Genomic DNA, 24,233 nt, shown 5'->3' on the forward strand with positions numbered 1-24,233 from the left:
GGGGGCATTACCTGTGCACTGGAATAAAACTTGGATGGACCTCTTCGGAACCACAACGCTGTGGGGCGTGGATATGGGTTTCTGGGTAGCGATAGGGGTTGTTTTACTGATTGTTATATTGATGAATGTGGTGTTCTGGCGTATGAAGCCTAAAAAGAAAGATTGACCCTACTCCGTGGGCCGGCAGAGCAGATGGAAATGCCGCAGGACACTCGGAAATCACATATAAGCGTAAAAGCCACCTGCGTGCTGAAACACGCAGGTGGCTTTTACTGTACGATTGGTAAGAAGGGGAAGGCATATTCCATACCTGTGGAACGGGCCGCTACTTCCTGCGGGGATGAAGGCCGATGACGAAGAGGATGGCCGCGGCGCACAGCAGGGCCAGCAAAGCGGGCCAGGTGCCACGGGAGGCCTCCAGCGCCAGGCCCGGTGGGGTCAGCAGGGAGACGGTCTGCAGGGCGGGGGAGAGCTGGGACAGGTCCATGAAGCACCCGCCCAGCAGGCAGAGGATCAGGGCCAGGAAGGGGGCCAGTCCGTCTACCCGTCCGTCGGTGCCGGTGAACCGGATGAGCATCAGGGCCAGGGCGGAAACGCACAGGGTGTAGGCCAGGGTAGCGGCGGCGGTCCACAGATCGGCACAGCCGCCAAAGAGCAGAATGCACAGGGAGACCAGAAGCCCCAGCCCCACCAGGGCCAGACAGTCGCTGCCGTAGGACAGCACCCGGCCAAAGGGAAGAGACCACATCCGCCGCTCAACCAATCTGCCGTCCCGGCCTCCGGTCCAGGCCGCCGAGGTCAGTAAAGTGAACAGGACCATCAGCGCTGTAAAGCTGATCTGGCTGGGGACGAAGGGCAGGGGAGCGGAGGCGCCGTTTTGCATCTGCATCTGGTGGAGAGGCGGCATGGAGGCCTCGGCCTCATCCATCAGCATCTGGAGCTGAGCGGATTCCTGGGCGGAAAGGACCCGCCCCAGATGGGTTTCCGCGTTGCCGCTGGCCTGGGCCCGGCTGCGCTGGAGGGAGACCTGCCCGGCGATGATCTCCCGGGCGCCCTGGAGGGAGACGGCCGCCGAAGCGCCCTCATAGCGAAGGGGGATTTGCTTCTCAGTGCTCAAGGACTGGCCATAGCCCTCTCCAATGGTGAGCAGACCTTCCACCTCTCCCAGCAGGAGCAGGTGAAGCCCCTCCTCTTTGCCGCAGCTGCGTACCGAGAGTTCGGTATGCTGGCTCAGTCGCTGAACCAACTCCTGGGACAGGGAACTTTGATCCTGGTCATAGACCGCCAGGCACAGCTGCTGCCTGCCTCCCGACTGAACAGAGGAGGCGGCCATCCCGCACAGCAGCGCCACTGCCAGCAGCCCGACCAGTCCCCGCAGACCGCCGGACATGGCGGTGAGCTTGATGCCGGACAGGCTGGCCAGCCGGGCCGGGAAGGGAAGCAGGGCGGGGACGGCTGTGGGCTTGGCGGGATTGCCGTGGTCGGTACGGGCGGCTTTGCTCCTCTTGTTCCGGCGCAGCATGAACAAGGCGAACAGAAGGCCGGCGCCTCCCATGGCCAGAATGGGCCAGAGCAGACCCAACAGCTTCACCGGCGGCAGGCCGTAGGCGGCGGCTTCCAGTCCCAGCCCGGCGTAGTAGGGCAGGGTGAATTTGCCCAGCAGAGGCAGGGGAGTTGGGAGAAGCTGACGGGGCCAGAGGGTGCCCCCCAGTACCAGGGATAGAAAGAGCAGCAGATTGCCCCACCGCTGGACCGAGGCGGGATTGCCCAGCCATGCGGCCAGCCCCAGCAGGATGCCAAAGGCGGCGGCCAGCAGGAGAAGGGCGAGGAACAGAAACAAAATGGGGCGTTCCGGCTGAAAGACTGCCAGCATCAGGATTTGGGTGGGCAGGGTCAGCAGGTAGGCCACCAGGAGCTTGGAAAGGACAAAGGTGCCCAAAGAGCCGCCCAAAGCCCTGTAGCGGGGGAGAATGCCCAATCCCAACTCCTCGGGCAGGGTTTTGACGGCGGCAATGGAGAAGAAGAGGGCCAGCACAGACAGCACACAGGCTGTCAGCCGTCGCTCCAGCGCTCCCTGAAGGTCGGCCTGGACTGCCTCATTTTCAAAGACGTTCTGGCGCCCCAGGGCATCTCGGAGCAGGTTGACGGAGGATTCCTGATAGAGGGCCCAATGCTGCTCGTTGTCCAAATCGCCGTAGCACAGCTGGTATACGGCGGTGTAGGCCACCTGATTGCCCCGAATGATATCCATCACAGAGCCGAAGATGGAGTAGATCAGGGTGGACTCCAGCGGCATATCTCCGTTGAGAACAATGGAGACCGGGCAGTCGGTCATGGTGTACAGATCGTAGAAAAAGTCCTTGGGGATGGTGATGACCGCCGCCGCGCCCTGATTCAGAGCGTGCTCATTGTTGGTGTCCTCCTCCAGAACGGACACATCGGAGAACAACTCGATGCGCTTCATCTGGGCAATAAGGGAGCGGGACATGATGGTATCATCCTCATCCCGTACAGCAATGGGAAAAGGTTGTACATAACTCTGGGTGGTGAGATCGCCCAGCCCAATCCGGAAGGCTGCCAGCAGTAAAAAGGGCAGCAGCAGGGCGGCCACCCCGGCACCGCTGAAAAACAGTTTCAGATCTTTATAGAGGGCGGCTTTCAGTCCGGACATGGGTTTCCCTCCTCCGGGACAGGCCGGCCGGCTTCCAAGGTGAGCATCCGGCTGCATACCCGCTCCAGCTCGCCGGGCTGGTGGGAGATCATGGCGATGGCACAGCCCATGTCCCGCAAGTGCTCCACCATGGACAGGATGAGCTCCACCGAGCGGGCATCCGCGCCCACGGTAGGTTCATCCAGCAGGAGCACTTTGGGTGTGATCATCAGAGCGCTGGCCAGATGGAGGCGGCGCTGCATCCCGCCGGAGTATGCGGAGACCGGCTGCTTTCCCTTGTCGGTCAGATCCAACTGCTCCAACAGCCAGCGGCTGCGGATGGCGATGGCCTGCCGGGGCAGGCCGCAGGCCCGCCCCCAGAACCGCAGGTTATCCAGCCCGGTGAGGGTGTGGTAAAGGGAGAGCTCCTGAGGCACATAGGCCACCTTGCCAACAGCCTCCGGGGCCAGATGATATTCTCCGGCATCGGGCCGCAGCACTCCGGCCAGGATGGACAGCAGAGTGCTCTTGCCCGCGCCATTGGAGCCACGGACGCCCAATACCTCCCCCTGGGACAGGGTCAGGGAGATGGGGCCCAATACAGGAGAAGCATGGTGGGAGTAGCGCTTTTCTACCTGCCGCAGGGTACATAAAACCGCGTTACCATCCATAAGAGGCATCCATCAACGGCTCCAGGTTGCGGATCAGATCCTGCTCCACAGAGGCGCCCAGTCTCTGGAACAAATCATAGTATTCCGAATAGCTGAAGTCACTGATATCGTAGGGAGGCACATCGGGAGTTTTGGCGGAGGAACCGTCGGTGGCGTTGATGTTGACCTCCAGAGAGCTGAAGGCACCGTTAAACACATAGGAATCGCCCTGGATCTGGAAGGTGTGGTCCACGCTGTTGTCCTGCCCCTGGGTCACGTCAAGCGTCAGGCTCACAGGCAGCATATCGGAATACACCCGGTAAGAGCCCTGGGGGATGCCCAGAGGAGATTTTTTCTCCGAATCCATGTCGTACCGCATCTCCAGGGAGGCGCCATAGGGCTGGGTGAGGCTGATCACGCCGTTGGAAACGCTGCCGTTTTTGGTGTAGGAGTGGGTCAGCAGGAACTGGGTCTCGTCATAGGTTTCTACATAGAAGGCTTCCTGCCGCCGGTCGGATTCCGCGCCCTGAGACTCATAGACCAAAGTGGTATCGGAATAGTCGGTAAACAGACGGATCATACGGACCTGGTTCCCTTCTACATAGAGTTCCCAGGTGAAACCAGCTTCCTCTACTTCACGGCCTGCATCGGCGGCGTTGTATTCCAGTTCATCCGCCAGAGAGAGCAGGGCGCTGTCCAGCTCCTCCTCCAGATCATAACCACTGAAAATAGCGGAACCGAAGGCGGCGGTCAGCATATCGGGGTTGATGAGCTTCAGGATCAGCTGCCGCAGAGTCTCGTCCTCACGCAGCGTCTGGGCCAGTTTGAGCAGCATAGCCTCCACATCCTCCGCCCGGGGCTGGAACGTATAGCAAGTCCCCATTCCAGAGCCGCCCAACTCAGGCAGGAAGATGGGCACACCGTCCTGAACGGTGACGTTTTCCTCGTTGACCACCGCATACACGATATCCAGATAGGACTCCAGCAGAGAGCGCCACTCCTTGCCGGAGATCTCAGGCAGGGCCAGCACGCTCAGGTCGACCTTTCGGCCGGTGATGGCGCCCACGGTATGGGAGAGATTCATGGTGTAATAGGTATCCTCGATCTCGGGCAGGTAGAAGCCCAGGGTTCCCTTATCATAAGACAGCAGGCCGGAGAGAATGGGGCTGCCCATTAGGGTCAGTTCACCGTTGGCAAGCAAGGTGTCCCGATTCAGATCCATCTTCAGGCTGACGGAGGAGTCCTCCAGGTATTGGTTGATCTCTGCGCTGTCTGTGATGGCAGTGATCGTCAGGTCGGAAGAGAACTTACCGCTGCCGATGGTGTCCACGCTTTCCTCCAGCGCACCAAGAGCACGGTCGACAAACAGATCCTGTTGGTAAGAGACAAATTGCTTGGACGGCGAGGAAAAGAGCCGGGGAACTACCAGAACACCTGCTACCACCACAACTGCGGCGGCGATGGCGCCGATGATTACTTTCTTTTTGCGGCCGGGCACAGTAGGCTTGGAAACAGCCTGAGTCTCTTCAGACTGAGCAGGCTCCTGTTCGATCGGAGTGCCGCAGTTGACGCAGAATTTCGTATCCGGGGTGAGCCGCTCGCCGCAGTTGCTGCAAAATGCAGGGGTATCAACGGGCGCAGGGTCCTGGGGAACGGGGGTAGCGCAGTTTTGACAAAAGGCGGCCTCGTTGTGTAACGGCTGGCCGCAGTTGAGACAGTTTTTCATGTTTCTTCCTCCCTCAATAAGATAGCAGCGGGTCTGCTGCGCGCAACGTACGTTTCCTCTGTATCCACACATCACGATTGTACGGGCAGTAGGAAAAGAAGTCAACAGGAAGTTACAAAATGTTCCATAAAAGGCGGGGGTTCTTTGTTCCCTGCGTTTGGGAACTGTCCTCTGTGATCGGTATGCGGAGCAGACGTTCTCCATGCTGGAATAATCGCCCGCGCGGCTGGGCCGGCGGGCGATACTCTGATTATGATGCTGACAGTGTGTTTGCCTGCGACTCCAGCTCATCGATACGGGCGGCCAGACGGTCCGCCTGGTCTCTCAGGCGAAGCACCAGCGCAGCCTGGGCGCTGTCAGCGTCGGGACCCTCCGTCAGTCGGGCCAGATCTTCCTCCAGATTGTCCAGTTGGACTTGAAGAGTACTGATTTGCCGCTCCAGGACCTGCAGCATCTCGCTGTTGTCCTGTTCCTCCTCCAGAAGGGAAAAGCCGGTGGAAGCTTCCAGCAGTTCGGTTTCATCTGCGTCATCGAATTCAAAGTCGTGGTTCCAAGGTCTATTCATATTTGTTACGTCCCTTCCGGCCAGTTTGTATTTGATAAGATCAACAGTCTTCCTGTTTTAATTCTATTGTAGCAGAGAGGCGGAGTAATGAACAGACAGACAAAAACGAAAATTTTTTATCCGGGATAAAACCATAGGCCATGGCGGTGTCTCTTACTATTGACATCGCGAGATGGACCGAACGACAGGAGGAAAGAAAATGAAAAAGAGCGTGCTTATGATTCTGGCGGTGCTGAGCATTGCCTGTATGGCTACAGCCTGTTCTTCTGGTGAAGATCGGGTCATGGAATGGTGCGAGGAGGCGTTTTCCCAGACGGAAGACCAAGGGTATCAGAAACTTGAAGAAATTATGGCAGAAGAGGAGTCTCTGGATGGTTTGCTGGAGACCGGCCCTGTGGATGTAGATCAGCTGCCTTCCATACTGAAGCCCATCCCCGGATATTACCCCTATGTAATCCGCTTCTATAATCAAGAAGGCGAATTGGCGCGGGATTTGGTGCCCGGATTTTTGGTGGACGGAGAGCGCTATACCATCCAGGACGCGATAAAAGAGGATATCATTACAGGCGTGGCGGCATATACGGCGGATGGGTATCCCTGCAAGGTTAGTGAACTGGCAGAAGTGGTCGATTGGGAAACCGGAGCCCACCAGTTAACCTGGAGCGCAGTCTATGTGTTTTATGTGAAGGAAGGTCTGGATGTTGAGATTGTGCCCTACGAGGGTACGGATCTGCTGATGGCAGGTAGCCTGACCAGTTTCACCATGTATTGGGGAAGAGCAATGCAGGAGAAATTTGGATACGGATGGACTTATCAGGTCTGTACTCTGGAGCCTGAGGTGGGAAGCAGTTTGGACGGTACGGTAGGCGTGATCGAGGATCATATGGAGTGTATACAGGGGCCCAGTTCTATCGACGGAGTTATCCACTACTATTGCTATTTGGCGAGAGAGAACTTTGAAACAGTAGAAATGGGCGGCTGGTAAACTGCACCACTCCGAAAAAACGCCTGTGGCCAAGGGGCCACAGGCGTTTTTCAGAGCAGATTTACTTGAGGTCGGGCAGGGCAGCCAGCAGGCCGTCCACGTCAGCCTCGGTGGTGTGGAAGCACGCCACGAAGCGGACCACGGTGTTGGAATCGTCATAGGGGCACCAGACCTCGTACTGGCACACTTCGTCCAGCTTGGGCAGCACGGCGTTGGGAGCGATGACAAAGATCTGGTTGGTGGGAGATTCCACCCACAGCTTCCAGCCCTTGGCCTTCAGACCCTTCTGGAGGCGGGCGGCCATCTCGTTGGCCTGGCGGCCCATCTTGAAATACAGATCATCCTCAAAGAGGGCCAGGAACTGGGCGCCCTGGATCCAGCCCTTCTCCATCACGGCCAGCATACGCTTCTTCATCCGGAAGAAGCCCTGGGTCAGCTCAGGCCGGGTGATGACCAGAGCCTCACCGAACATGGTGCCGTTTTTGGTGCCGCCGATGTAGAAGGCGTCGCACAAATGGGCAAACTCGGGCAGGGTCAGGTCGTTGGCGTCAGAGGTCAGGGCGCAGCCCAGACGGGCGCCGTCAATGAAGAGGTACAGGCCGTTCTCGCGGCAGAAGGTGTACAGGGCGGTGAGCTCTGCCTTGGTGTACACAGCGCCGTTCTCAGTGGCGTTGGAGATATAGACCAGACCGGGCTCGGTCAGGTGCACATCCTGGTGGAGCTTCAGAAGGGGGATCAGCTGCTCGGGGACGATCTTGCCGTCGGGAGAGGCGGGAACGGTGAGGATCTTGTGACCGGTGGCCTCAAAAGCGCCCACCTCATGGCCGTTCAGATGGCCGGAGTCGGGGCAGATGGCCGCCTGCCAGGGCTTGAGCAGGAAGGCGCAGGACAGCACGTTGGCCTGGGTGCCGCCCACAACAAACTCCACCATGGCGTCGGGGCAGCCGCATACCTCACGGATGCGGTCCTTGGCCTTGGCGGTGTACTTGTCGTCGCCATAGCCGATGTTGCCCTCCAGATTGGCGGCGCAGACGGCCTCCAGGACCTTGGGATGGGCGCCAAAGGAATAGTCGTTGCGGAACCAGAATTTCATGTTCATGACCTCCAAACGGATGGCGCGGGGGCATAGCCCCGCGCGCCACTCTTTAAAAATTTAGAATTTAAAGCTGTCCTTCAGGCTCACAGAACGGTTGAACACCAGATGGCCCGGGGCGCTGTCCTTGTTGTCGGCGCAGAAATAGCCCTGGCGCAGGAACTGGAAGGAGGCGGGAGCCTCCACATTGGCCAGACCGGCCTCCACCTTGGCGCCGGTCAGCACCTCCAGGGAGCCGGGATTGAGGCAGTCCAGGAAGTTCTTGTCGCCGGCGTCGGGATCGGCGTCGGTGAACAGGTTGTCGTACAGCCGTACCTCGGCGTCCACGGCGGTGGCGGCGTCCACCCAGTGGATGGTGGCGCCCTTCACCTTGCGGCCGTCGGCGGGATCGCCGCCCTTGCTGTCGGGATCGTAGGTGGCAAAGATCTCGGTGACGTTGCCGTTTTCATCCTTGGCGCAGCCGGTGCACTTGATGAGGTAGGCGCCCTTCAGACGGCACTCGGGGCCGTCGGGATAGAGACGCTTGTACTTGGGCACCGGGGTCTCCAGGAAGTCCTCGGCCTCCACATACAGGTTGCGGGAGAAGGTGATCTCACGGCTGCCGGCGGCAGGATCGTTGGGATTGTTCTCCACGGAGAAAGTCTCGCTCTGGCCTTCAGGGTAGTTGGTGATGGTGAGCTTGACGGGACGCAGCACCGCCATCACACGCTGGGCGGTCAGGTTCAGGTCCTCCCGCAGGCAGTGCTCCAGGAAGGCGTACTCCACGGTGGAGGCGGCCTTGCTCACGCCGTTGCGCTCGGAGAAATTGCGGATGGCCCGAGGGGTGTAGCCACGGCGGCGCAGGCCGCACAGGGTGGGCATACGGGGATCATCCCAGCCGGACACCCGGCCCTCTTCCACAAGCTGGCGCAGCTTGCGCTTGCTCATAACGGTGTAGTTGATGCCCAGTCGGGCAAACTCGATCTGCCGGGGCTTGGCGGGCACATCGCAGTTGGCGATAACCCAGTCGTACAGAGGCCGGTGATCCTCAAACTCCAGGGAGCACAGGGAGTGGGTGATCCCCTCCAGGGCGTCCTCCAGAGGATGGGCAAAGTCGTACATGGGGTAGATGCACCACTTGTCCCCCTGACGGTGATGGTGCATATGGTTGATGCGGTAGATGACGGGGTCGCGCATATTGAAGTTGCCGCTGGCCAGATCGATCTTGGCGCGCAGGGTCATGCGGCCATTTTCAAACTCGCCGGCACGCATCCGGGCAAACAGGTCCAGGGACTCCTCGATAGGACGATCCCGGTAGGGAGAGCGGGCGGGGGTGTTCACGTCGCCACGGTATTCCTTGAACTGCTCGGGGGTGAGCTCGCACACATAGGCCAGACCCTTCTTGATGAGCTCCACGGCGTACTCATACATTTTTTCAAAGTAGTCGGAGGCGAAGTAGAATCGGTCACCCCAGTCGTAGCCCAGCCAGTGGATGTCCTCCTGGATGGCCTCCACATACTCCACATCCTCCTTGGTGGGGTTGGTGTCATCCATGCGGAGGTTGCAAAGACCACCGTACTTTTCGGCAGTGCCGAAGTCTACAAAAATTGCCTTGGCATGGCCGATGTGCAGGTAGCCGTTGGGCTCCGGGGGGAACCGGGTGTGGACGGTCATGCCTTGGAACTGACCACCCTGGGCGATGTCCTCGTCGATGAAATCATGGATGAAGTTCTGCGTCATGGTGGGGTTCAGCTCTTCTGGCATTTGGTTTCACTCCTTTATCTTAATACGAACCAATATTTTACCCCGGAACTGGAAAAAAAGCAAGAGCGGAACAAAAAAGGAGGCGGATTATTCCGCCTCCTCAAGGGACAGTTGTTTTTTACGGCCAGCCAGAAGGAAACCGCTGGTGAGGGCGGTAAAGGGAGCCACCGTGACCAGACCGAAGGAGCCCACGATGGTGTGGACGATCTCGGAGGCCACATATTTATAGTTAAGGATGTTCCAGATGGGGGTGCCCTGGGCCATAAAGACCATCAGCAGGGCGATGTAGCCGCCGGAGTAGGCCAGCAGCAGGGTGGTGGTCATGGTGCCCATGGCGGCCCGGCCCACGTTCATACCGGAGCGTACCGCCTCCCAGCGGGAGATGTCAGGCCGCTTTTCCACCACCTCATGGACGGCGGAGGTAATATCCACGCTCAGGTCCATCACCGCGCCGGAGGAGCCGATGAAAATGGAGGCCATAAAGATCTGAGTCAGGTTCAGGTCCTGATATCCAGCGTAGAGCAGGCTCTCCGAATAGGCCATCACCGCGCCGTGGATCTGGAACAGGTCGGTGAACAGGATGCCCAGCACGCAGGTCACCAGTACCCCCAGGAAAGCGCCGGATACAGCGGACAGGCACCGGCGGTCAAAGCCGTAGACCAGGGCGATGATGAGCAGGGTGAGCACCAGGGTCACCAGCAGGCCCATGAAGATGGGATTCCAGCCGTTGAGGTAGAGAGGAACCAACACCTTCCACAGCATGAGCACCGTCAGCACAAAGGAGGCGATAGCCCGCACGCCGGTGCGTCCGGCAAAGAGAATGAGAAACACCGCAAAGATGCCCGCCAGGATGGCCTCCTTGCCGATGCGGTAGTGGTCGGTCATGGTCACTGAGATGATCTCGTCTCCCTGGTAGCTTACCACCACCATGGCCTTGTCGCCGGGGGCAAAGAGCTTGTCCTGCTCCAGAGAGCCGTTGAGCATATTGACGCCGGTGGCAGTCTGGCCTTTAAAGCGGCCGCCCAGCAGCTCCAGGGTGCAGCGCTGCTCGCCTGAGCGGACCAGGCCGGTGTCAATGATGGCGGAGTCGTCCACTGCCGTCACCAGAGCGGTGCAGCGGTCGGCCTGCTGATATTGCAGGGCTCCCTCAAAGCCGGTGGGGATCAGAATCAGAAAGAGGATCAGGGCCAGACAGATAGCAAGGGGCGCGTAGTAGCGGCGCTTATTGGGGTCCAGGAGAAGGGATGTCATGAAACGGATCGGTCCTTTCGTATGGGCAAAAAGGATGCGGCATGAGCCGCACCCTTTTTGCTGTCTGTAAACAGGGGTGGGAAGGGAAGAGGACGTTACTGCACGTTCAGCATACCGGCCAGCTTGTTAAAGATCTCGGTGTTGTCATAGTAGCCGTTGAACTGCCCGGCGTTGACGCCATGGGCCAGCACGGCCACGGGCAGGCCGGTGTGGCTGTAGGAGGTGAAGGACACGCCGGACTTGTTGTTCAGGATGTGGGTGATGGTGACGGTGAGGGGTTCGTAGGTGCCGTACATCACATACTCCTGCTGCTCATCCATGCCGGTGGCAGTCTCGTTGATGCTCTTCTCATAGGCGGTCTTGATCTGGGACAGCTCGTAGGGGGTGAGCACCAGCTTGTCGCCCTCCTCGCCCTGGGTCTTCAGGCCGAACAGGGTCTCGATGTCGGTCAGCACATCCTCAAAGGAGGTCTTGTTCTCCTTATAGGCGGCAACATAGTCGCTGTCGTACTTGGCGAAGGAAATCTTCTGAGCCTCCAGCAGGTTCAGGTAGGTGTCGTAGTCGGTGCCGGCGAAGCCGATGGTCAGGCCGCCGGTCTCATGGTCGCCGGTGACCAGGATCAGGGTCTCCTCAGGATGCTCCTCAGCGAAGTCGATGGCTACCTGCACCGCGTCAGCCAGAGCCTTGGTATCGTGGATGGAGGAGGCGGCGTCGTTGGCGTGGCAGGCCCAGTCGATCTTGCCGCCCTCACACATCATGAAGAAGCCGTCCTCATCCCCCTCCATCACCTCAATGCCCTTGGAGACGTGGTCGGCCAGGGACCACATCTCGTCGGCGCGGTCCAGCTCGTAGGCCATGGCGTCGCTGTCGGCCAGATGCTCGTCAACAATGATCACAGGACCCTCGGTGACCTGCTCGGCCTCGGCCTGGGTCTTGACCACGTTGTAGCCGGCCTGCTCGGCCAGAGCGTACAGGTCCTCCTGATCCTCGTCAGCGCCGGTGGGCTTGAGGAGGCCGCCGCCGGCAAAATACTCAAAGCCGGACTCCACCAGCTCCAGGCCGATCTCGTAGTAGTCGTTGCGGCTGGCCTGATGGGCATAGAAGGCGGCGGGAGTGGCGTGGTTCAGGTTGACGGAGGAGATGACGCCCACGCTCATGCCCAGCTGGTCGTGGACCTTCTCGGCGATGGTCTCATAGGGGGTGGTGCCGGTCTCATCCATGTTGATGGTGCCGGAATAGGTCTTGTGGCCGGTGGAAATAGAGGTGGCGGTAGAGGCGGAGTCGGGGCAGAAGCTGTTGGAGTCATAGGTAACAGCGGAACCGGCAGCCTCAAAGTTCATAAAGTTCAGGTAGGAGGGGCCGTCCAGAGTAGCGCCGCCATTGTCGTCCAGGCTGGGCTCGGCCTGCCAGTAGTCGGCGTCGGTCAGAGCGCCCAGATAGTCGGCAGTGGACTGGATCTGGGGATAGCTCATGCCGTCGCCGATAAACAGAAACACATACTTGGGGGCTTTGACGGACTGGTTGGACAGATTCTGTGCCTCCACCGTGGGGGTGGTGCTGGCTTCGGGGGTAGAGGCGGCGGGGGCGCTGCAGGCGGCCAGAGCGGTGCCGAAGGACGCTGCGGCCAGAGTGATTGCCAGGGGACGCTTCCAATTCATGTTTGATTCCTCCAAAATCGGGTTCAATCTTAATCTCTCCAGAGACATATGAATCATACCCGAAGGGGCACGGGTGCGCTATCATCCTACCGTAAAGGTGTGCAAAATCAAGGTAAGGCTTTGTAAAGAACCGGAAAAGTAAAGCGGCATACCAGAAAGGAAAAAGCATAGGCTGTAGGCGAGGTGACACTATGGTGGGGATCATGGAATGGAAAGAAGAAAAAGGCCGCAGAATCCGGGTGGAACGGGACTGGCTGCTGGGACTGCCCTGTCAGCGGGCCACGGTGCCGGTGCGGGAGGGGATGAGGGAGCGGGCCCGGCTGCGGCGGGTGGCCCGGGGCGCCAGGGAGCTGGTCCGGAGCGGGGTGCGCCGGGTGCTGACCCAGGCGGGATTTCCCTGCTGGGAGGCGCTGGAGGAGGCGGGGCTGCGTCCGGTGGAGACAGAGGCTTTTTGTCAGATGCTGGCCCCTGCGCTGGCGCTGGCGGCCCTGCGCTGCCGGGAACGGCGGCCAGAGCAGGCGGCGGTGCTGCTGTCCGGGACGGGGGTAAGTCCGGCCCTCTTCCGGACGGCGGAACAGCTGTGTCCTCAGGTACGGGATTTCATGGTGGACGCCGGGGAGGAAGGGGAGGAGCTGGCCGCCTGGCTGAGGGCGGAGTTTGGGGCGGCGGTGCGGCCTCCCGAGGGAATGAAAGCTGATGTAACTTTATGCTTTGGCCCGTCTCCGGCGGCAGGGGAGACCGTGTTCCGCCTCTATGGTCCCACACCTGATCTGGCGGGTTTTTTGCCCGCTATCAGAGGAGAAACGCTGCCTGCCGGACTGGACCGGCTCCCCCTGTTGGCCCTGCTGTGGGAGGAGGGGCGGATCGGTCAGGAGCAGCTCAACGTTCTGCCACCTAATACCAAATTATTGACTTGACAGGAGGTGGTAAACTACATATAATATCGTATTAACGTGGCGGAGTGTTTCCGTTCTGAATTTGCAGGAGCCCATATTGGCTCCATCCTGATAGAGTAAAAGCAATCAAGGAAAGGTGTGCACGATCGACATGGCGAAAGAATTTAAACTCAGCGCTGAGCGCCTGGAGGAATTGAAACAGGAGCTGAATTATCTGAAGACCGTCCGTGAAAAAGAGGTGGCCGATCAGATCAAGGAGGCCCGTTCTTTCGGCGATCTGTCTGAGAACAGCGAGTATGACGAGGCCAAAAACGAGCAGGGTAAGCTCTACTCCCGCATTGCCGAGGTGGAGAATATCCTGGCCAACTATGTGGTCATCGAAGAGCATGAGAGCGACCCCAACTCCGTCCGTCTGGGTTCCACCGTTAAGGTGCTGGACCTGGAGTTTGAGGAGGAGGAGACCTACCAGGTGGTGGGTTCTCAGGAGGCCGACCCCATGAACGGCCGCATTTCCGAGGATTCTCCCTTCGGAAAAGCCCTTCTGGGCTGTGCGGTAGGCGCGGAGGTCCAGGTGGAGGCTCCCGCCGGTGTGTTAAGGTATCGTATCCTAGAGATTCAAAAGTAAGGAGCAAGAGCAATGAGTACTGAAGAGAGAAGCGTCAATCAGCCCGAAGAGCAGAACCTGTCCGAACAGCGACTGATCCGCCGCGCCAAGCTCAAGGAGCTGCAGGAGGCGGGCCAGGACCCCTTCCAGATCACCAAATATGTGGTGAAGCATCACTCTGCCGATATTAAGGAGAACTTTGAGGCCCTGGAGGGCTCCGAGACCTCCATCGCCGGCCGCATCATGTCCAAGCGCGGCATGGGCAAGGCCATGTTCTGCGATCTGCAGGACGGCAAGGGCCGCATCCAGCTGTACGTCCGCATCGACGAGCTGGGCGAGGAGGCCTTCGCCAAGTTCAAGAAGATCGACATCGGCGATATCGTGGGTGTGGAAGGCGAGGTCTTTCAGACCAAGCGGGGCGAGATCTCTGTGAAGGCCCATAAGGTGACCCTTCTCTCCAAGTCCCTTCAGCCTCTGCCTGAGAAGTTCCATGGCCTGACCGACAAGGAGACCCGTTACCGTCAGCGCTATGTGGACCTGATCATGAACGAGGATGTGCGCCGTGCCTTTGAGATCCGCACCGCCTTCATCAAGCACGTGCGTAAGTATCTGGATGCGCGCAACTACATGGAGGTGGAGACCCCCGTCCTCAACACCATCTCCGGCGGCGCTACCGCCCGGCCCTTCATCACCCACCACAACACCCTGGACATCGATATGTATATGCGTATCGCCACCGAGCTGCACCTGAAGCGCCTGGTGGTGGGTGGCTTCGAGCGGGTGTATGAGATCGGCCGCATCTTCCGCAATGAGGGCATGGACCCCAAGCATAACCCTGAGTTCACCTCCATCGAGCTGTACGAGGCCTATGCCGATTTCCACGACATGATGGATATCGCCGAGGGCATCCTGTCCTCCGCCGCCAAGGAGATCCTGGGTTCCTACAAGGTGGAATGGCTGGGCGTGGAGATCGACCTGACTCCCGGCTGGAAGCGTCTGACCATGATCGACGCCGTCAAGGAGTATGTGGGCGTGGACTTTGACGCCATCTCTGATGACGAGGAGGCCTGCAAGGCGGTTGAGGCTGTGGGCATCGACATGGAGGGCTGCGAGCGCACCTGGGGTACCGCTCTGTACGAGGCCTTTGACCAGCGGGTGGAGGAGAAGCTGATCCAGCCCACCTTTATCACCATGTACCCTGTGGAGGTCTCCCCCCTGACCAAGCGTTCTCCCAAGGACCCCCGCCTCACCGAGCGGTTTGAGCTGTTCGTCAACCACTCCGAGTTTGCCAACGCCTTCTCCGAGCTCAACGACCCCATCGACCAGCGCGGCCGCTTCGAGCATGAGCTGGCCCTCCGGGATATGGGCAACGACGAGGCCGGCATGATGGACGAGGACTTTATCAACGCCCTGGAGTACGGCCTGCCCCCCACGGGCGGCATGGGCATCGGCATCGACCGCGCGGTCATGCTGCTCACCAACTCCGACTCCATCCGCGACGTCATCCTCTTCCCCACCATGAAGCCCCTGGAGAAGGTGGACGCCCCCAAGACCGCCGCTGCTCCCGCCGCTTCTGTGGACGTGCCCCGCGCCGAGGCCGGTCCCATCGACTTCTCCAAGGTGGAGATCGAGCCACTGTTCAAGGACGAGGTGGACTTCGACACCTTCTCCAAGTCCGACTTCCGGGCCGTCAAGGTGAAGGAGTGCACCGCGGTGCCCAAGAGCAAGAAGCTGCTGAAGTTCGTTCTGGACGACGGCACCGGCACTGACCGCGTGATCCTCAGTGGTATCCACGACACCTATGAGCCCGAGGAATTGGTGGGCAAGACCCTGATTGCCATCACCAATCTGCCCGCCCGCAAGATGATGGGCATCGACTCCTGCGGCATGATCATCTCCGCCATCCACTATGAGGAGGGCCAGGAGAAGCTCCACTGCCTGATGGTGGACGACCATATTCCCGCTGGCGCCAAGCTTTATTGATTGTAAAAAATGGGCTGCTGCAAACCTGCAGCAGCCCATTTTTACTGCCCGAAATGTCAAAAGTCCCCCGCCTGCTGCCGGAATACGGCAGCAGGCGGGGGACTTTTTTGGTAAGGGTGGCGATTAGCAGCTGGCGCCGCCGATCACTGTCTTGTTCATGATGGTATCCTTGTCAATGGAGCCGTGGAGCAGCTTATCCTCCACATAGTCGAAGCCCAGGCGGGCGATGGTGTCGGAGAAGCGCTCGCCAGTCTGGCCCTCATCCCGGAAGAAGAGGATGGCCTTTTCCACCAGGGCGATGACCTCTTCCTCGCTGGTGAAGATCCTGGACAGGGGACGTCCGGCGGCCACCTTCTTGCCCCAGCGGCCGCCCAGGTAGATTTTATAGCCGTAGGTACTCTCGGTGTAGGCGCCGAAGGGGCACTTCTCCAGGCAGCGGCCGCAGTGGTTGCATTCGCTGGTGTCAATGACGGCCTTGCCGTCCTGCATAGACACGGCGTGGATGGGGCAGGCCTTTTCGACCTGGCACACCTTGCAGCCCTTGCACTTGTTCCGATCGGGCTCAGGCAGGCGCTGGCCGATGATGCCCAGGTCGTTCAGGTCGGGCTTGACACAGTTGTTGGGGCAGCCACCCACGGCGATCTTAAACTTGTGGGGGAGGGACACATCGTGGTAACCCTTATAGAACAGTTCATGGAGCTTCTCGCTGAGGTCGAAGGTGTCAATCAAACCGTACTGGCAGGTGGTACCCTTACAGGACACCACCGGGCGTACCTTGGAGCCAGTGCCGCCCACGTCCAGACCGGCGGCGCTGAGGAACTCGATGAGGGGCTCCACGTTCTCGTAGGGAACACCCTGAATCTCCAGGGTCAGACGGGTGGTCATGGTGACCTCGCCGGAGCCGAACTTCTGAGCGGCCTCGGCCACGGCGGCGTGCTCGGCAAAGGTCAACTTGCCGTTGCGGGTAATGACCCGGACATTGAAGCAGTCGGAGGTGCGCTTATCCCACAGGCAGCCCAGACCCTTGAGGCGTTTGACCTCGGTGGGAGGCAGAGCGGCGCCGGCGGGACGGGGAACCTTCACCTGATTGAAGGTGACGCCGCCTTCCAGAACCTTGGTGTTGGTGTAGCCGTAGAACTTCAGCTTGCTCTGAAGGAAGTAGCCCCGCTTGCCCCGGTTGCACACCAGTAGCAGCTTTTCGTCCTTGTCAATCCCCTCCAGAGGACCGTTGACCTTGCCCAGTTCCACCCAGTGGGCGCCGGGGATGGCGGGGGCGGGCTGTACATCAATGACCTTGTAGTCCTTGGCAGCGCCGGCCAGATACTCGGCGGGGGTGAAGGAATCCAGCACACCGGCCAGCTTATTTTCCAGTACATAGCAGGCCTGGACAAAGGGGTGGATGGCGGTGGAGAAGGGGGGGGCATAGGCCAGATCCAGATCGTTAAAGGCGTCAATGGTCAGACCGGCAGACAGGCCGACAACAGCAATGTCCACCATCTTGTCCACCGCGCCGGACCCGATGACCTGAATGCCCAGCAGCTTGCGGGTGCTGCGGTCGGCAATCAGCTTGGTGAGGAAGCTGGAGGCGCCGGGATAGTAATGGGCCTTGTCGTCGCAGGCGCACACCGCAGTGATGGGATCAAAGCCCTCGGCCTTGGCCTGGGCCTCGGTGAGACCGGTGCGTCCGGCGTTGAGCTGCGGCAGCAGCTTCACCACGCCGGTGCCCAGGCAGCCGCCGTAGGGAGTGGCGGTACCGGTGATGGTTTTGGCCAGCGCACGGGCGGTGATGTTGGCGGTGGAGCCCATGGCAGACCACTGGGGCTTGCCGGTAAGATGGTTGTACACCATGGCGCAGTCGCCGGCGGCGTAGATGTCGGGCAGGTTGGTACGCATCTCCTTGTCCACCACCACAGTGCCTTTGAAGAGTTCGATGCCGGTATCCTTCAGGAAGTCGGTGGCGGGGCGCACGCCGATGGACAGCACCACCACGTCAGCGGCAATGGCACCGCCGTCGGTGACGATGCCGGTGGCCTTGTCGGTGCCGGTAACGGACTGGATGCGCTGGCCGGTAACTACGCGGATACCCGCTTCTTTCAGCTTCCGGCGGGCAAAGTCAGCCATCTCGGGATCAAAGGCGCTGGGCATGATCTGATCGGCAAAATCCACCACAGTCACGTCCAGACCCTGGGAGAGCAGGTTCTCAGCGATCTCCAGGCCGATGAAGCCGGCGCCGGCCACCACGGCACGGCGGCAGCTGTTGGCGGCCACATAATCCCGCAGACCTACGGCGTCGTCGGGGGTGCGCATGGGGAACACGCCGGGCAGATCCTTGCCCGGCATATCGGGCACTACGGGAGCGGCGCCGGTGGCAATGATCAGCTTATCGTAGCTTTCAGTGAAGCTCTGACCATTTCGCAGGCCGCTCACCGTCTTGGCGGCAGGGTCCACATGGGTGACCTCGCAGCCGGTGACCACCTGAGCGCCGGTGAGTCCGGCGTATTTCTGGGGGGTGTTGACGATCAGTTCCTCCCGGCTGCCAATGGCGCCGCCCACATAGTAGGGCAGGCCGCAGCCGGCATAGGAGATGTCCTGACCTTTATTCAGAATGATGACTTCCGCGCTGCGGTCCTCCCGCTTGATTTTAGCAGCGGCCTTTGTACCGGCAGCCACGCCGCCAATGACCAGAATACGCATCTTTGTTCCCCGTCCTTATTGACAAATTTTTGTGTTACGCTTGTAATCAGTATAGCACCTCAGTATAATAAAATAAAGTTTTTAAAAGTTATTGATTGATCGAAAAAAATTATGGGGTGACGGACCATGGTAGACTATCGTATCCGAACCTTTCTGACCTTGTACGAGACCATGAATTACCGGAAAACAGGGGAGAAGCTGTGCATGAGCCAGCCGGCGGTAAGCCAGCAGATCCGGGGGCTGGAGGAGAAGTATGGCTGCAAGCTGTTTGTATATGATGGCCGGCAGCTTCATGCCACCTCTCAGGCTCAGCGGGTGGCAGAATATGCCCGTACTGCCCTTTACAATGAGCAGCGCCTCCAGCAGGAACTGATGGAGACAAAGGTAAGGGAAGTGCGGATCGGAACCACAAAAACCATCGGGGAATTTGTAGTGGCCGAGGCTCTGGGCCGGTATATCCGCCATTCCGACAGCAATCTGAAAATCTCCGTGGACAATACCGCCGCCCTGCTGGGGCAGCTGGAGCATGAACAGCTGGATTTTGCCCTCATCGAGGGGGCCTTCGACCGGAGCCGGTTCGGCAGCCGCCTGTTCCGCCGGTCCAAATTTGTAGGTCTGTGTCGAAGGGACCACCCCTTTGCCGGGCGCACCATTCCCCTGACGGCGCTGGAGGGCCAGTGCATGATCGTCCGGGAGGAGGGATCGGGCACCCGGGGCATTCTGGAGAATGTGCTGGCCGAACGGGGCTATTCCCTGGAGCTGTTTTCCCGGGTAATCTGCGCCAACCAGTTCTCTCTCATTACCCGGTTTGTGGCGGAGGGGGGCGGTATCACCTTTGCCTATGAGCCGGTGGCTGCGGGACAGCCGGAACTGGCTTTTTTCCACCTGGACTGCCTGGATGAATCCCGGGAATTCAGTCTGGTCTACCTGAAAGGGACCCATATCTTTCCGTTGGTACGGGAGGTGCTGGGCGAACTGGCACCTGTAGAACTGAAAGATGGGGCCGAGTGAGCAGAAAATGCTTGCAATGGATGATAGTCTATGGTAAGCTATAATAGTACTGGGATTTCGGTCAAAATTCCGGCAGGAAGCCGGAGCACCTGGCCAGAGCTGGGGTAGATCCAATGTCCCAGTATGTGGTTTGACCTATTGTAAAGATACTAGGAAGGTATCTGTTCCCCTAAAGGGAGCGGATACCTTCTTTTTTGCGAAGGAGTATAGCTATGACGCTGGAACAGTTTTTCAAGGAGGTTCCCCGGGCGGCTCTGGCCTTTTCCGGCGGGACGGACTCGGCCATGCTGCTGTGGGCGGCCAGGACCTACGGCTGTGATGTGCGGGCCTATTACGTCAACACCGTCTTTCAGCCCGCCTTTGAGTTGGCTGACGCCAAAAGATTGGCGGAGGAGCTGGAGGTGCCCATGACGGTGGTGGAGGAAGATGTGCTGGCGGTGCCTGAGGCGGCGGCCAACGGCCCCCGGCGGTGCTACTACTGTAAGAGAGCGCTGTTTACCACTCTGTGGAAGCGGGCGGCGGAGGACGGCTATACCGTGCTGCTGGACGGCACCAACGCCTCGGATGACGCCGGGGACCGGCCGGGGATGCAGGCCCTGCGGGAGCTGGAGGTGCGCTCCCCCCTGCGGGAGTGCGGCATCACCAAGGATCAGGTGCGGCAGATGTCCAAAGAGGCGGGGCTGTTTACCTGGGACAAGCCGGCCTATGCCTGCCTGGCTACCCGGGTGCCAACTGGAACTTCCATTACCAGAGAAGCGCTGGAAAAGGTGGAGCGGGGAGAGAACGCCCTCTTCAAGCTGGGCTTCACCGACTTCCGGGTGCGGCTGCTGGGGGACGCCGCCCGCATCCAGCTGCCAGCGGCGCAGATGGAGAAGGCTGTCAGTCTGCATACTGCAATCACGGAGGCACTGGAGGCAGATTTCTCCGCTGTTCTGCTGGACCTGAAGGGGAGGTAAGCGTATGGATAACAAGCATGACATTCTGGAGCTGCTGCGGGCGGTTGCAGCTGGAAACACCAGTCCGGAGGACGCCCTGCTGGAGCTAAAAACCAAGCCCTTCGAGGATCTGGGCTACGCCAAGGTGGACTTCCACCGCTCGGTGCGCCAGGGTGCGGCAGAGGTGATTTACGGTGCAGGCAAGACTCCGGAGCAGATCGCCGGTATTGCCGCTGCCATGGGGGAGCGGGGCTGTAAAAATATCCTCATCACCCGCATGGGGGAGGAGGCCGCCCGCATTGTGGAGCAGTCGGTCCCCCTGGACTACCGACCCATCCCCAGACTGGGCATTGCCTTCCCCGGCCCCCGGCAGGAACTGGGGCACATCGTGGTGGCCACCGGCGGTACCAGCGATATGCCGGTAGCGGAGGAGGCCGCCCTCACCGCCGAGGTAATGGGCAACAAGGTCACCCGGCTGTATGATGTAGGGGTGGCGGGGCTCCACCGACTGTTGTCCAATCTGGATGCCATGATGAGCGCCCGGTGCGTAGTGGCGGTTGCCGGTATGGAGGGGGCTTTGGCCTCCGTGGTGGGCGGTCTGGTGGACTGCCCGGTGGTGGCAGTGCCCACCAGCGTGGGCTACGGCGCCAGCTTCGGTGGCCTGTCCGCCCTGCTGGCCATGCTTAACTCCTGTGCCTCCGGGTGCAGCGTAGTCAACATCGACAACGGCTTCGGTGCGGGCTATCTGGCCAGCATGATCAATCAGATGGAGGGGTTAAAATGAAAACCTTATATATTGAATGTAACATGGGTGCGGCGGGCGATATGCTCATGTCCGCTCTGTACGAGCTGCTGGAGGACAAGGAGGGTTTCCTGAATACCATGAACAGCCTGGGCCTCCCCGGCGTTCATCTGGAGGCGGCCTCCGCCGTTACCAGCGGCATCAGCGGCACCCATATGAAGGTCACCGTCCACGGCGAGGAGGAGGATGAGCACCTCCATCATCATGAGCACGATCATGACCACGACCAGCATCACCATCATGACCACGAGCATCACCATGACCACGACCATCACCACGATCATGACCATCACCACGATCATGACCATCACCACGATCATGACCATGACCATCATCACGACCATGAGCACCACCACCATCACCACGCCACCCCCGGCCACATTGCTCACCTGATCGACCACCTGCCCCTGCCGGAGGAGGTCAAGACCCACGCCAAGGCGGTATATGACGCCATCGCTCAGGCGGAGGCCAAAGCCCACGGCTGCCCGGTGGGGGAGGTCCACTACCATGAGGTGGGGGCTCTGGACGCGGTGGCTGATGTGGCCGGCGTGTGCTACGCCCTCTATCTGTTGAACCCCGACAAAATCGTGGTGTCCCCCATCCATGTGGGCAGCGGCACTGTCCGCTGCGCCCACGGCATCATGCCGGTGCCTGCTCCGGCCACTGCCGCTCTGCTGGCTGGTGTGCCCACCTACGGCGGTGAGATCAAAGGCGAGCTGTGTACCCCCACCGGGGCGGCTCTGCTGGCCCACTTTGCCCAGTCCTTTGGCTCCATGCCGGTGCTCAATGTGGAAAAGGTGGGCTACGGCGTGGGCACCCGCCAGTTTGAGCAGGCCAACTGCGTCCGGGCCTTCTGGGGCGAGAGCCAGGAGGGCGGCAACGGCGAGATCGTGGAGCTGGTGTGCAACATCGACGATATGACCGGAGAGGCCCTGGCCTTTGCCGCCGAGCAGCTGCTGGCGGCAGGTGCTCTGGACGTATACTCCGTTCCCGGCACCATGAAGAAGGGCCGCCCCGGCCATGTGCTCACTGTGCTGTGCGACGTGGGGAAGGAGCGGGAGCTGGCCCAGGCTGTTCTCCGCCACACCACCACCAATGGCCTGCGGATTCGCCGCTGCGAGAAGTATTTTCTCACCCCTGGCAGCAAAAGCGTGGATACCCCCTGGGGGGCCGTCCGGGTCAAGACGGCGGAGGGCTTTGGCATCTCCCACGCCAAGCCGGAGTATGAGGACGCTGCCGCCCTTGCTCGGGCCAATGCTCTCCCTCTGGCGGTGGTGCTGGAAGAAGTGAAGAAGAGCCTGTAACGGAAAGGAGCCATCCATGAAACGAATCCTGACGCTCATCCTGTGCCTGGCCCTGACCGCCGGTATGCTGGCGGGCTGCGGCGGCGGAAATACAGCTGGCACCACCACCCCTCAAACGGACAGCAAGGACAGCGTGGTCATTGCCATGGGCACCACCTCCGAGCCCGAGGCCGGTTTCGATCCCGCCTACGGCTGGGGCGCCGGTGAGCATGTCCATGAGCCCCTGATCCAGTCCACTTTGACGATAACCAACACAGATCTGACCATCGGCTACGATTTGGCCACCGACATCCAGGTCAGCGATGACGGCCTGACCTGGACGGTCAAGATCCGGGATGATGTGAAATTCACCGACGGGGAGCCTCTGACCGCCTCTGACGTAGCTTTTACCTACAATACCGTCAAGGCGGCTAGCTCTGTGAATGACTTTACCATGCTGGACCGGGCCGAGGCGGTGGACGATACCACGGTGGTATTCCACATGGTCACCCCCTTCTCCATCTGGCCCTACACCATGGCCATCGTGGGCATCGTACCTGAGCACGCGTACGATGCCACCACTTACGGCTCCAATCCCATTGGCTCCGGCCGGTATATCCTCAAGCAGTGGGACAAGGGTCAGCAGGTGATTCTGGAGGCCAATCCCGACTACTACGGCGAGGCTCCCAAAATGAAGCGGGTGACCATCCTCTTCATGGCGGAGGACGCCGCATTCCTGGCGGTCCAGGCCGGCCGGGTGGACCTGGCCTATACCTCTGCTACCTATGCAGACCAGAAGCCTACCAGCTATAGCCTGGCGGCCTATGACAGTGTGGACAACCGGGGGTTCAATCTGCCGGTCATCGAGGGTACCCTCACTGGCGACGTACTGGTGCGTCGGGCCATCAACATCGGCATCGACCGGCAGGAGATGATCGACAACGTGCTCAACAGCTACGGAACCCCCGCCTACAGCGTGTGCGATCAGATGCCCTGGTATAATCCGGCCTCCGAAGTGGAGTACGATCGGGAGGGGGCCGCAGCCCTGCTGGATGAGGCGGGCTGGATCATGGGGGCTGACGGCGTTCGGGAAAAGGACGGTGTGAAGGCCACGCTGAACCTGCTCTATTCTGCCGGCGACTCGGTGCGTCAGGCCCTGTGCGCCGACTTTGCCAACCAGTTGTGGGAACTGGGGATTTCCTGTACTCTGGAGGGCGTGGGCTGGGATACTGCTTACGACCGGGCCCGGACGGAGCCTCTCATCTGGGGCTGGGGCGCCCATACTCCCATGGAGCTCTATAACATCTATCACACCATCGGGGATACCGGCACCGCCCAGTATTCCCCCTATGCCAATTCCACTGTGGATTCTTACATGGACCAGGCCCTCCAGTGCTCCGATCTGGAGGAGTCCTATGCGCTGTGGCAGAAGGCCCAGTGGGACGGCGCCACCGGCGTTACCCAGGACGGGGACATCCCCTGGGTATGGCTGGTGAATGTGAGCCACCTGTACTGGGTACGGAACGGTCTTCAGGTGGCCGAGCAGAAGATCCACCCCCACGGCCATGGCTGGTCCATCGTCAACAACGTGGATCAGTGGAGCTGGGGTTGATTTAGAAAGCCTTCCCCTGGGGGAAGGTGTCGCGGAGAAGCCGTGACGGATGAGGGGAACGGTTTGGAATCTATGCCCATCCCTCTGATACC

General features: G+C 60.1%; 19 protein-coding genes. 10 read left to right on the plus strand and 9 right to left on the minus strand.

The window, feature by feature from the left end:
• Positions 1 to 13 precede the first annotated feature (13 nt).
• Entirely contained in the window at positions 14 to 166 is a 153-nt protein-coding gene (locus WHJ28_RS04285) for a hypothetical protein (protein ID WP_340039966.1), read from the plus strand.
• A gap of 159 nt (positions 167 to 325) precedes the next feature.
• Here the strand turns inward: WHJ28_RS04285 and WHJ28_RS04290 are convergent, their stop codons facing one another.
• The 4 genes from WHJ28_RS04290 to WHJ28_RS04305 form a co-directional block, all read right to left on the minus strand.
• Complete coding sequence (locus tag WHJ28_RS04290; protein ID WP_340039968.1) at positions 326 to 2,671, minus strand: ABC transporter permease; 2,346 nt, start codon at positions 2,669 to 2,671, stop codon at positions 326 to 328.
• Positions 2,659 to 3,321 (minus strand): ABC transporter ATP-binding protein, encoded by a 663-nt coding sequence (locus tag WHJ28_RS04295; RefSeq protein WP_340039970.1) that lies wholly within the window; start codon positions 3,319 to 3,321, stop codon positions 2,659 to 2,661. The genes WHJ28_RS04290 and WHJ28_RS04295 overlap by 13 nt, the downstream gene beginning before the upstream one ends.
• Positions 3,311 to 5,026 carry a zinc-ribbon domain-containing protein gene (locus WHJ28_RS04300; protein ID WP_340039973.1) on the minus strand — a complete coding sequence of 572 codons (1,716 nt, stop codon included), beginning with the start codon at positions 5,024 to 5,026 and terminating at the stop codon, positions 3,311 to 3,313. Before WHJ28_RS04300 ends, WHJ28_RS04295 begins: the two co-directional genes overlap by 11 nt.
• Before the next feature lie 250 nt (positions 5,027 to 5,276).
• On the minus strand, positions 5,277 to 5,591 hold the full coding sequence (locus tag WHJ28_RS04305; RefSeq protein ID WP_340039975.1) for a hypothetical protein: 315 nt from the start codon (positions 5,589 to 5,591) through the stop codon (positions 5,277 to 5,279).
• Positions 5,592 to 5,790: 199 nt separating this feature from the next.
• Between WHJ28_RS04305 and WHJ28_RS04310 the strand changes: the two genes are divergently transcribed.
• A complete protein-coding gene (locus WHJ28_RS04310; RefSeq protein WP_340039977.1) occupies positions 5,791 to 6,576 on the plus strand; it encodes a hypothetical protein in 786 nt (261 codons plus the stop codon).
• Between the two features lie 61 nt (positions 6,577 to 6,637).
• On the opposite strand, the gene WHJ28_RS04315 is transcribed toward WHJ28_RS04310, so the two are convergent.
• The 4 genes from WHJ28_RS04315 to WHJ28_RS04330 form a co-directional block, all read right to left on the minus strand.
• A complete protein-coding gene (locus tag WHJ28_RS04315) occupies positions 6,638 to 7,669 on the minus strand; it encodes a threonine aldolase family protein (protein WP_340039979.1) in 1,032 nt (343 codons plus the stop codon).
• 60 nt (positions 7,670 to 7,729) lie between these two features.
• Complete coding sequence (locus WHJ28_RS04320; protein WP_340039981.1) at positions 7,730 to 9,412, minus strand: glutamine--tRNA ligase/YqeY domain fusion protein; 1,683 nt, start codon at positions 9,410 to 9,412, stop codon at positions 7,730 to 7,732.
• A gap of 87 nt (positions 9,413 to 9,499) precedes the next feature.
• Complete coding sequence (locus WHJ28_RS04325; RefSeq protein WP_340039983.1) at positions 9,500 to 10,663, minus strand: YibE/F family protein; 1,164 nt, start codon at positions 10,661 to 10,663, stop codon at positions 9,500 to 9,502.
• A 95-nt stretch (positions 10,664 to 10,758) separates the two neighbouring features.
• The gene (locus WHJ28_RS04330; protein WP_340039986.1) at positions 10,759 to 12,321 is read right to left on the minus strand and encodes an alkaline phosphatase; all 1,563 of its coding nucleotides are present in this window, start codon (positions 12,319 to 12,321) and stop codon (positions 10,759 to 10,761) included.
• A gap of 203 nt (positions 12,322 to 12,524) precedes the next feature.
• On the opposite strand from WHJ28_RS04330, the gene WHJ28_RS04335 reads away from it, so the two are divergent.
• The 3 genes from WHJ28_RS04335 (at position 12,525) to lysS (ending at position 15,804) form a co-directional block, all read left to right on the plus strand.
• Complete coding sequence (locus tag WHJ28_RS04335) at positions 12,525 to 13,238, plus strand: hypothetical protein (protein ID WP_340039988.1); 714 nt, start codon at positions 12,525 to 12,527, stop codon at positions 13,236 to 13,238.
• A 130-nt stretch (positions 13,239 to 13,368) separates the two neighbouring features.
• On the plus strand, positions 13,369 to 13,842 hold the full coding sequence (gene greA, locus WHJ28_RS04340; protein ID WP_204704566.1) for a transcription elongation factor GreA: 474 nt from the start codon (positions 13,369 to 13,371) through the stop codon (positions 13,840 to 13,842).
• Between the two features lie 12 nt (positions 13,843 to 13,854).
• Complete coding sequence (lysS, locus tag WHJ28_RS04345) at positions 13,855 to 15,804, plus strand: lysine--tRNA ligase (protein WP_340039991.1); 1,950 nt, start codon at positions 13,855 to 13,857, stop codon at positions 15,802 to 15,804.
• 123 nt (positions 15,805 to 15,927) lie between these two features.
• Here lysS and WHJ28_RS04350 read toward each other — a convergent pair whose 3' ends face one another.
• Positions 15,928 to 18,498 (minus strand): FAD-dependent oxidoreductase, encoded by a 2,571-nt coding sequence (locus tag WHJ28_RS04350; protein WP_340039993.1) that lies wholly within the window; start codon positions 18,496 to 18,498, stop codon positions 15,928 to 15,930.
• Positions 18,499 to 18,624: 126 nt separating this feature from the next.
• On the opposite strand from WHJ28_RS04350, the gene WHJ28_RS04355 reads away from it, so the two are divergent.
• The 5 genes from WHJ28_RS04355 (at position 18,625) to WHJ28_RS04375 (ending at position 24,141) form a co-directional block, all read left to right on the plus strand.
• Positions 18,625 to 19,509: a LysR family transcriptional regulator gene (locus WHJ28_RS04355; RefSeq protein ID WP_340039995.1), complete on the plus strand. Its 885-nt coding sequence runs from the start codon at positions 18,625 to 18,627 to the stop codon at positions 19,507 to 19,509.
• 212 nt (positions 19,510 to 19,721) lie between these two features.
• Positions 19,722 to 20,465, plus strand: coding sequence for an ATP-dependent sacrificial sulfur transferase LarE (larE, locus tag WHJ28_RS04360; RefSeq protein ID WP_340039997.1), 744 nt, complete (start codon positions 19,722 to 19,724; stop codon positions 20,463 to 20,465).
• Positions 20,466 to 20,469: 4 nt separating this feature from the next.
• Positions 20,470 to 21,228, plus strand: a complete 759-nt coding sequence (larB, locus tag WHJ28_RS04365; RefSeq protein ID WP_340039999.1) for a nickel pincer cofactor biosynthesis protein LarB — start codon at positions 20,470 to 20,472, stop codon at positions 21,226 to 21,228.
• Positions 21,225 to 22,550 (plus strand): nickel pincer cofactor biosynthesis protein LarC, encoded by a 1,326-nt coding sequence (gene larC / locus WHJ28_RS04370; protein WP_340040001.1) that lies wholly within the window; start codon positions 21,225 to 21,227, stop codon positions 22,548 to 22,550. The genes larB and larC overlap by 4 nt, the downstream gene beginning before the upstream one ends.
• Before the next feature lie 16 nt (positions 22,551 to 22,566).
• Positions 22,567 to 24,141, plus strand: a complete 1,575-nt coding sequence (locus tag WHJ28_RS04375) for an ABC transporter substrate-binding protein (protein ID WP_340040003.1) — start codon at positions 22,567 to 22,569, stop codon at positions 24,139 to 24,141.
• Positions 24,142 to 24,233 lie beyond the last annotated feature (92 nt).

This window comes from Flavonifractor porci, assembly GCF_037572415.1.
GTDB lineage: Bacteria > Bacillota > Clostridia > Oscillospirales > Oscillospiraceae > Flavonifractor > Flavonifractor porci.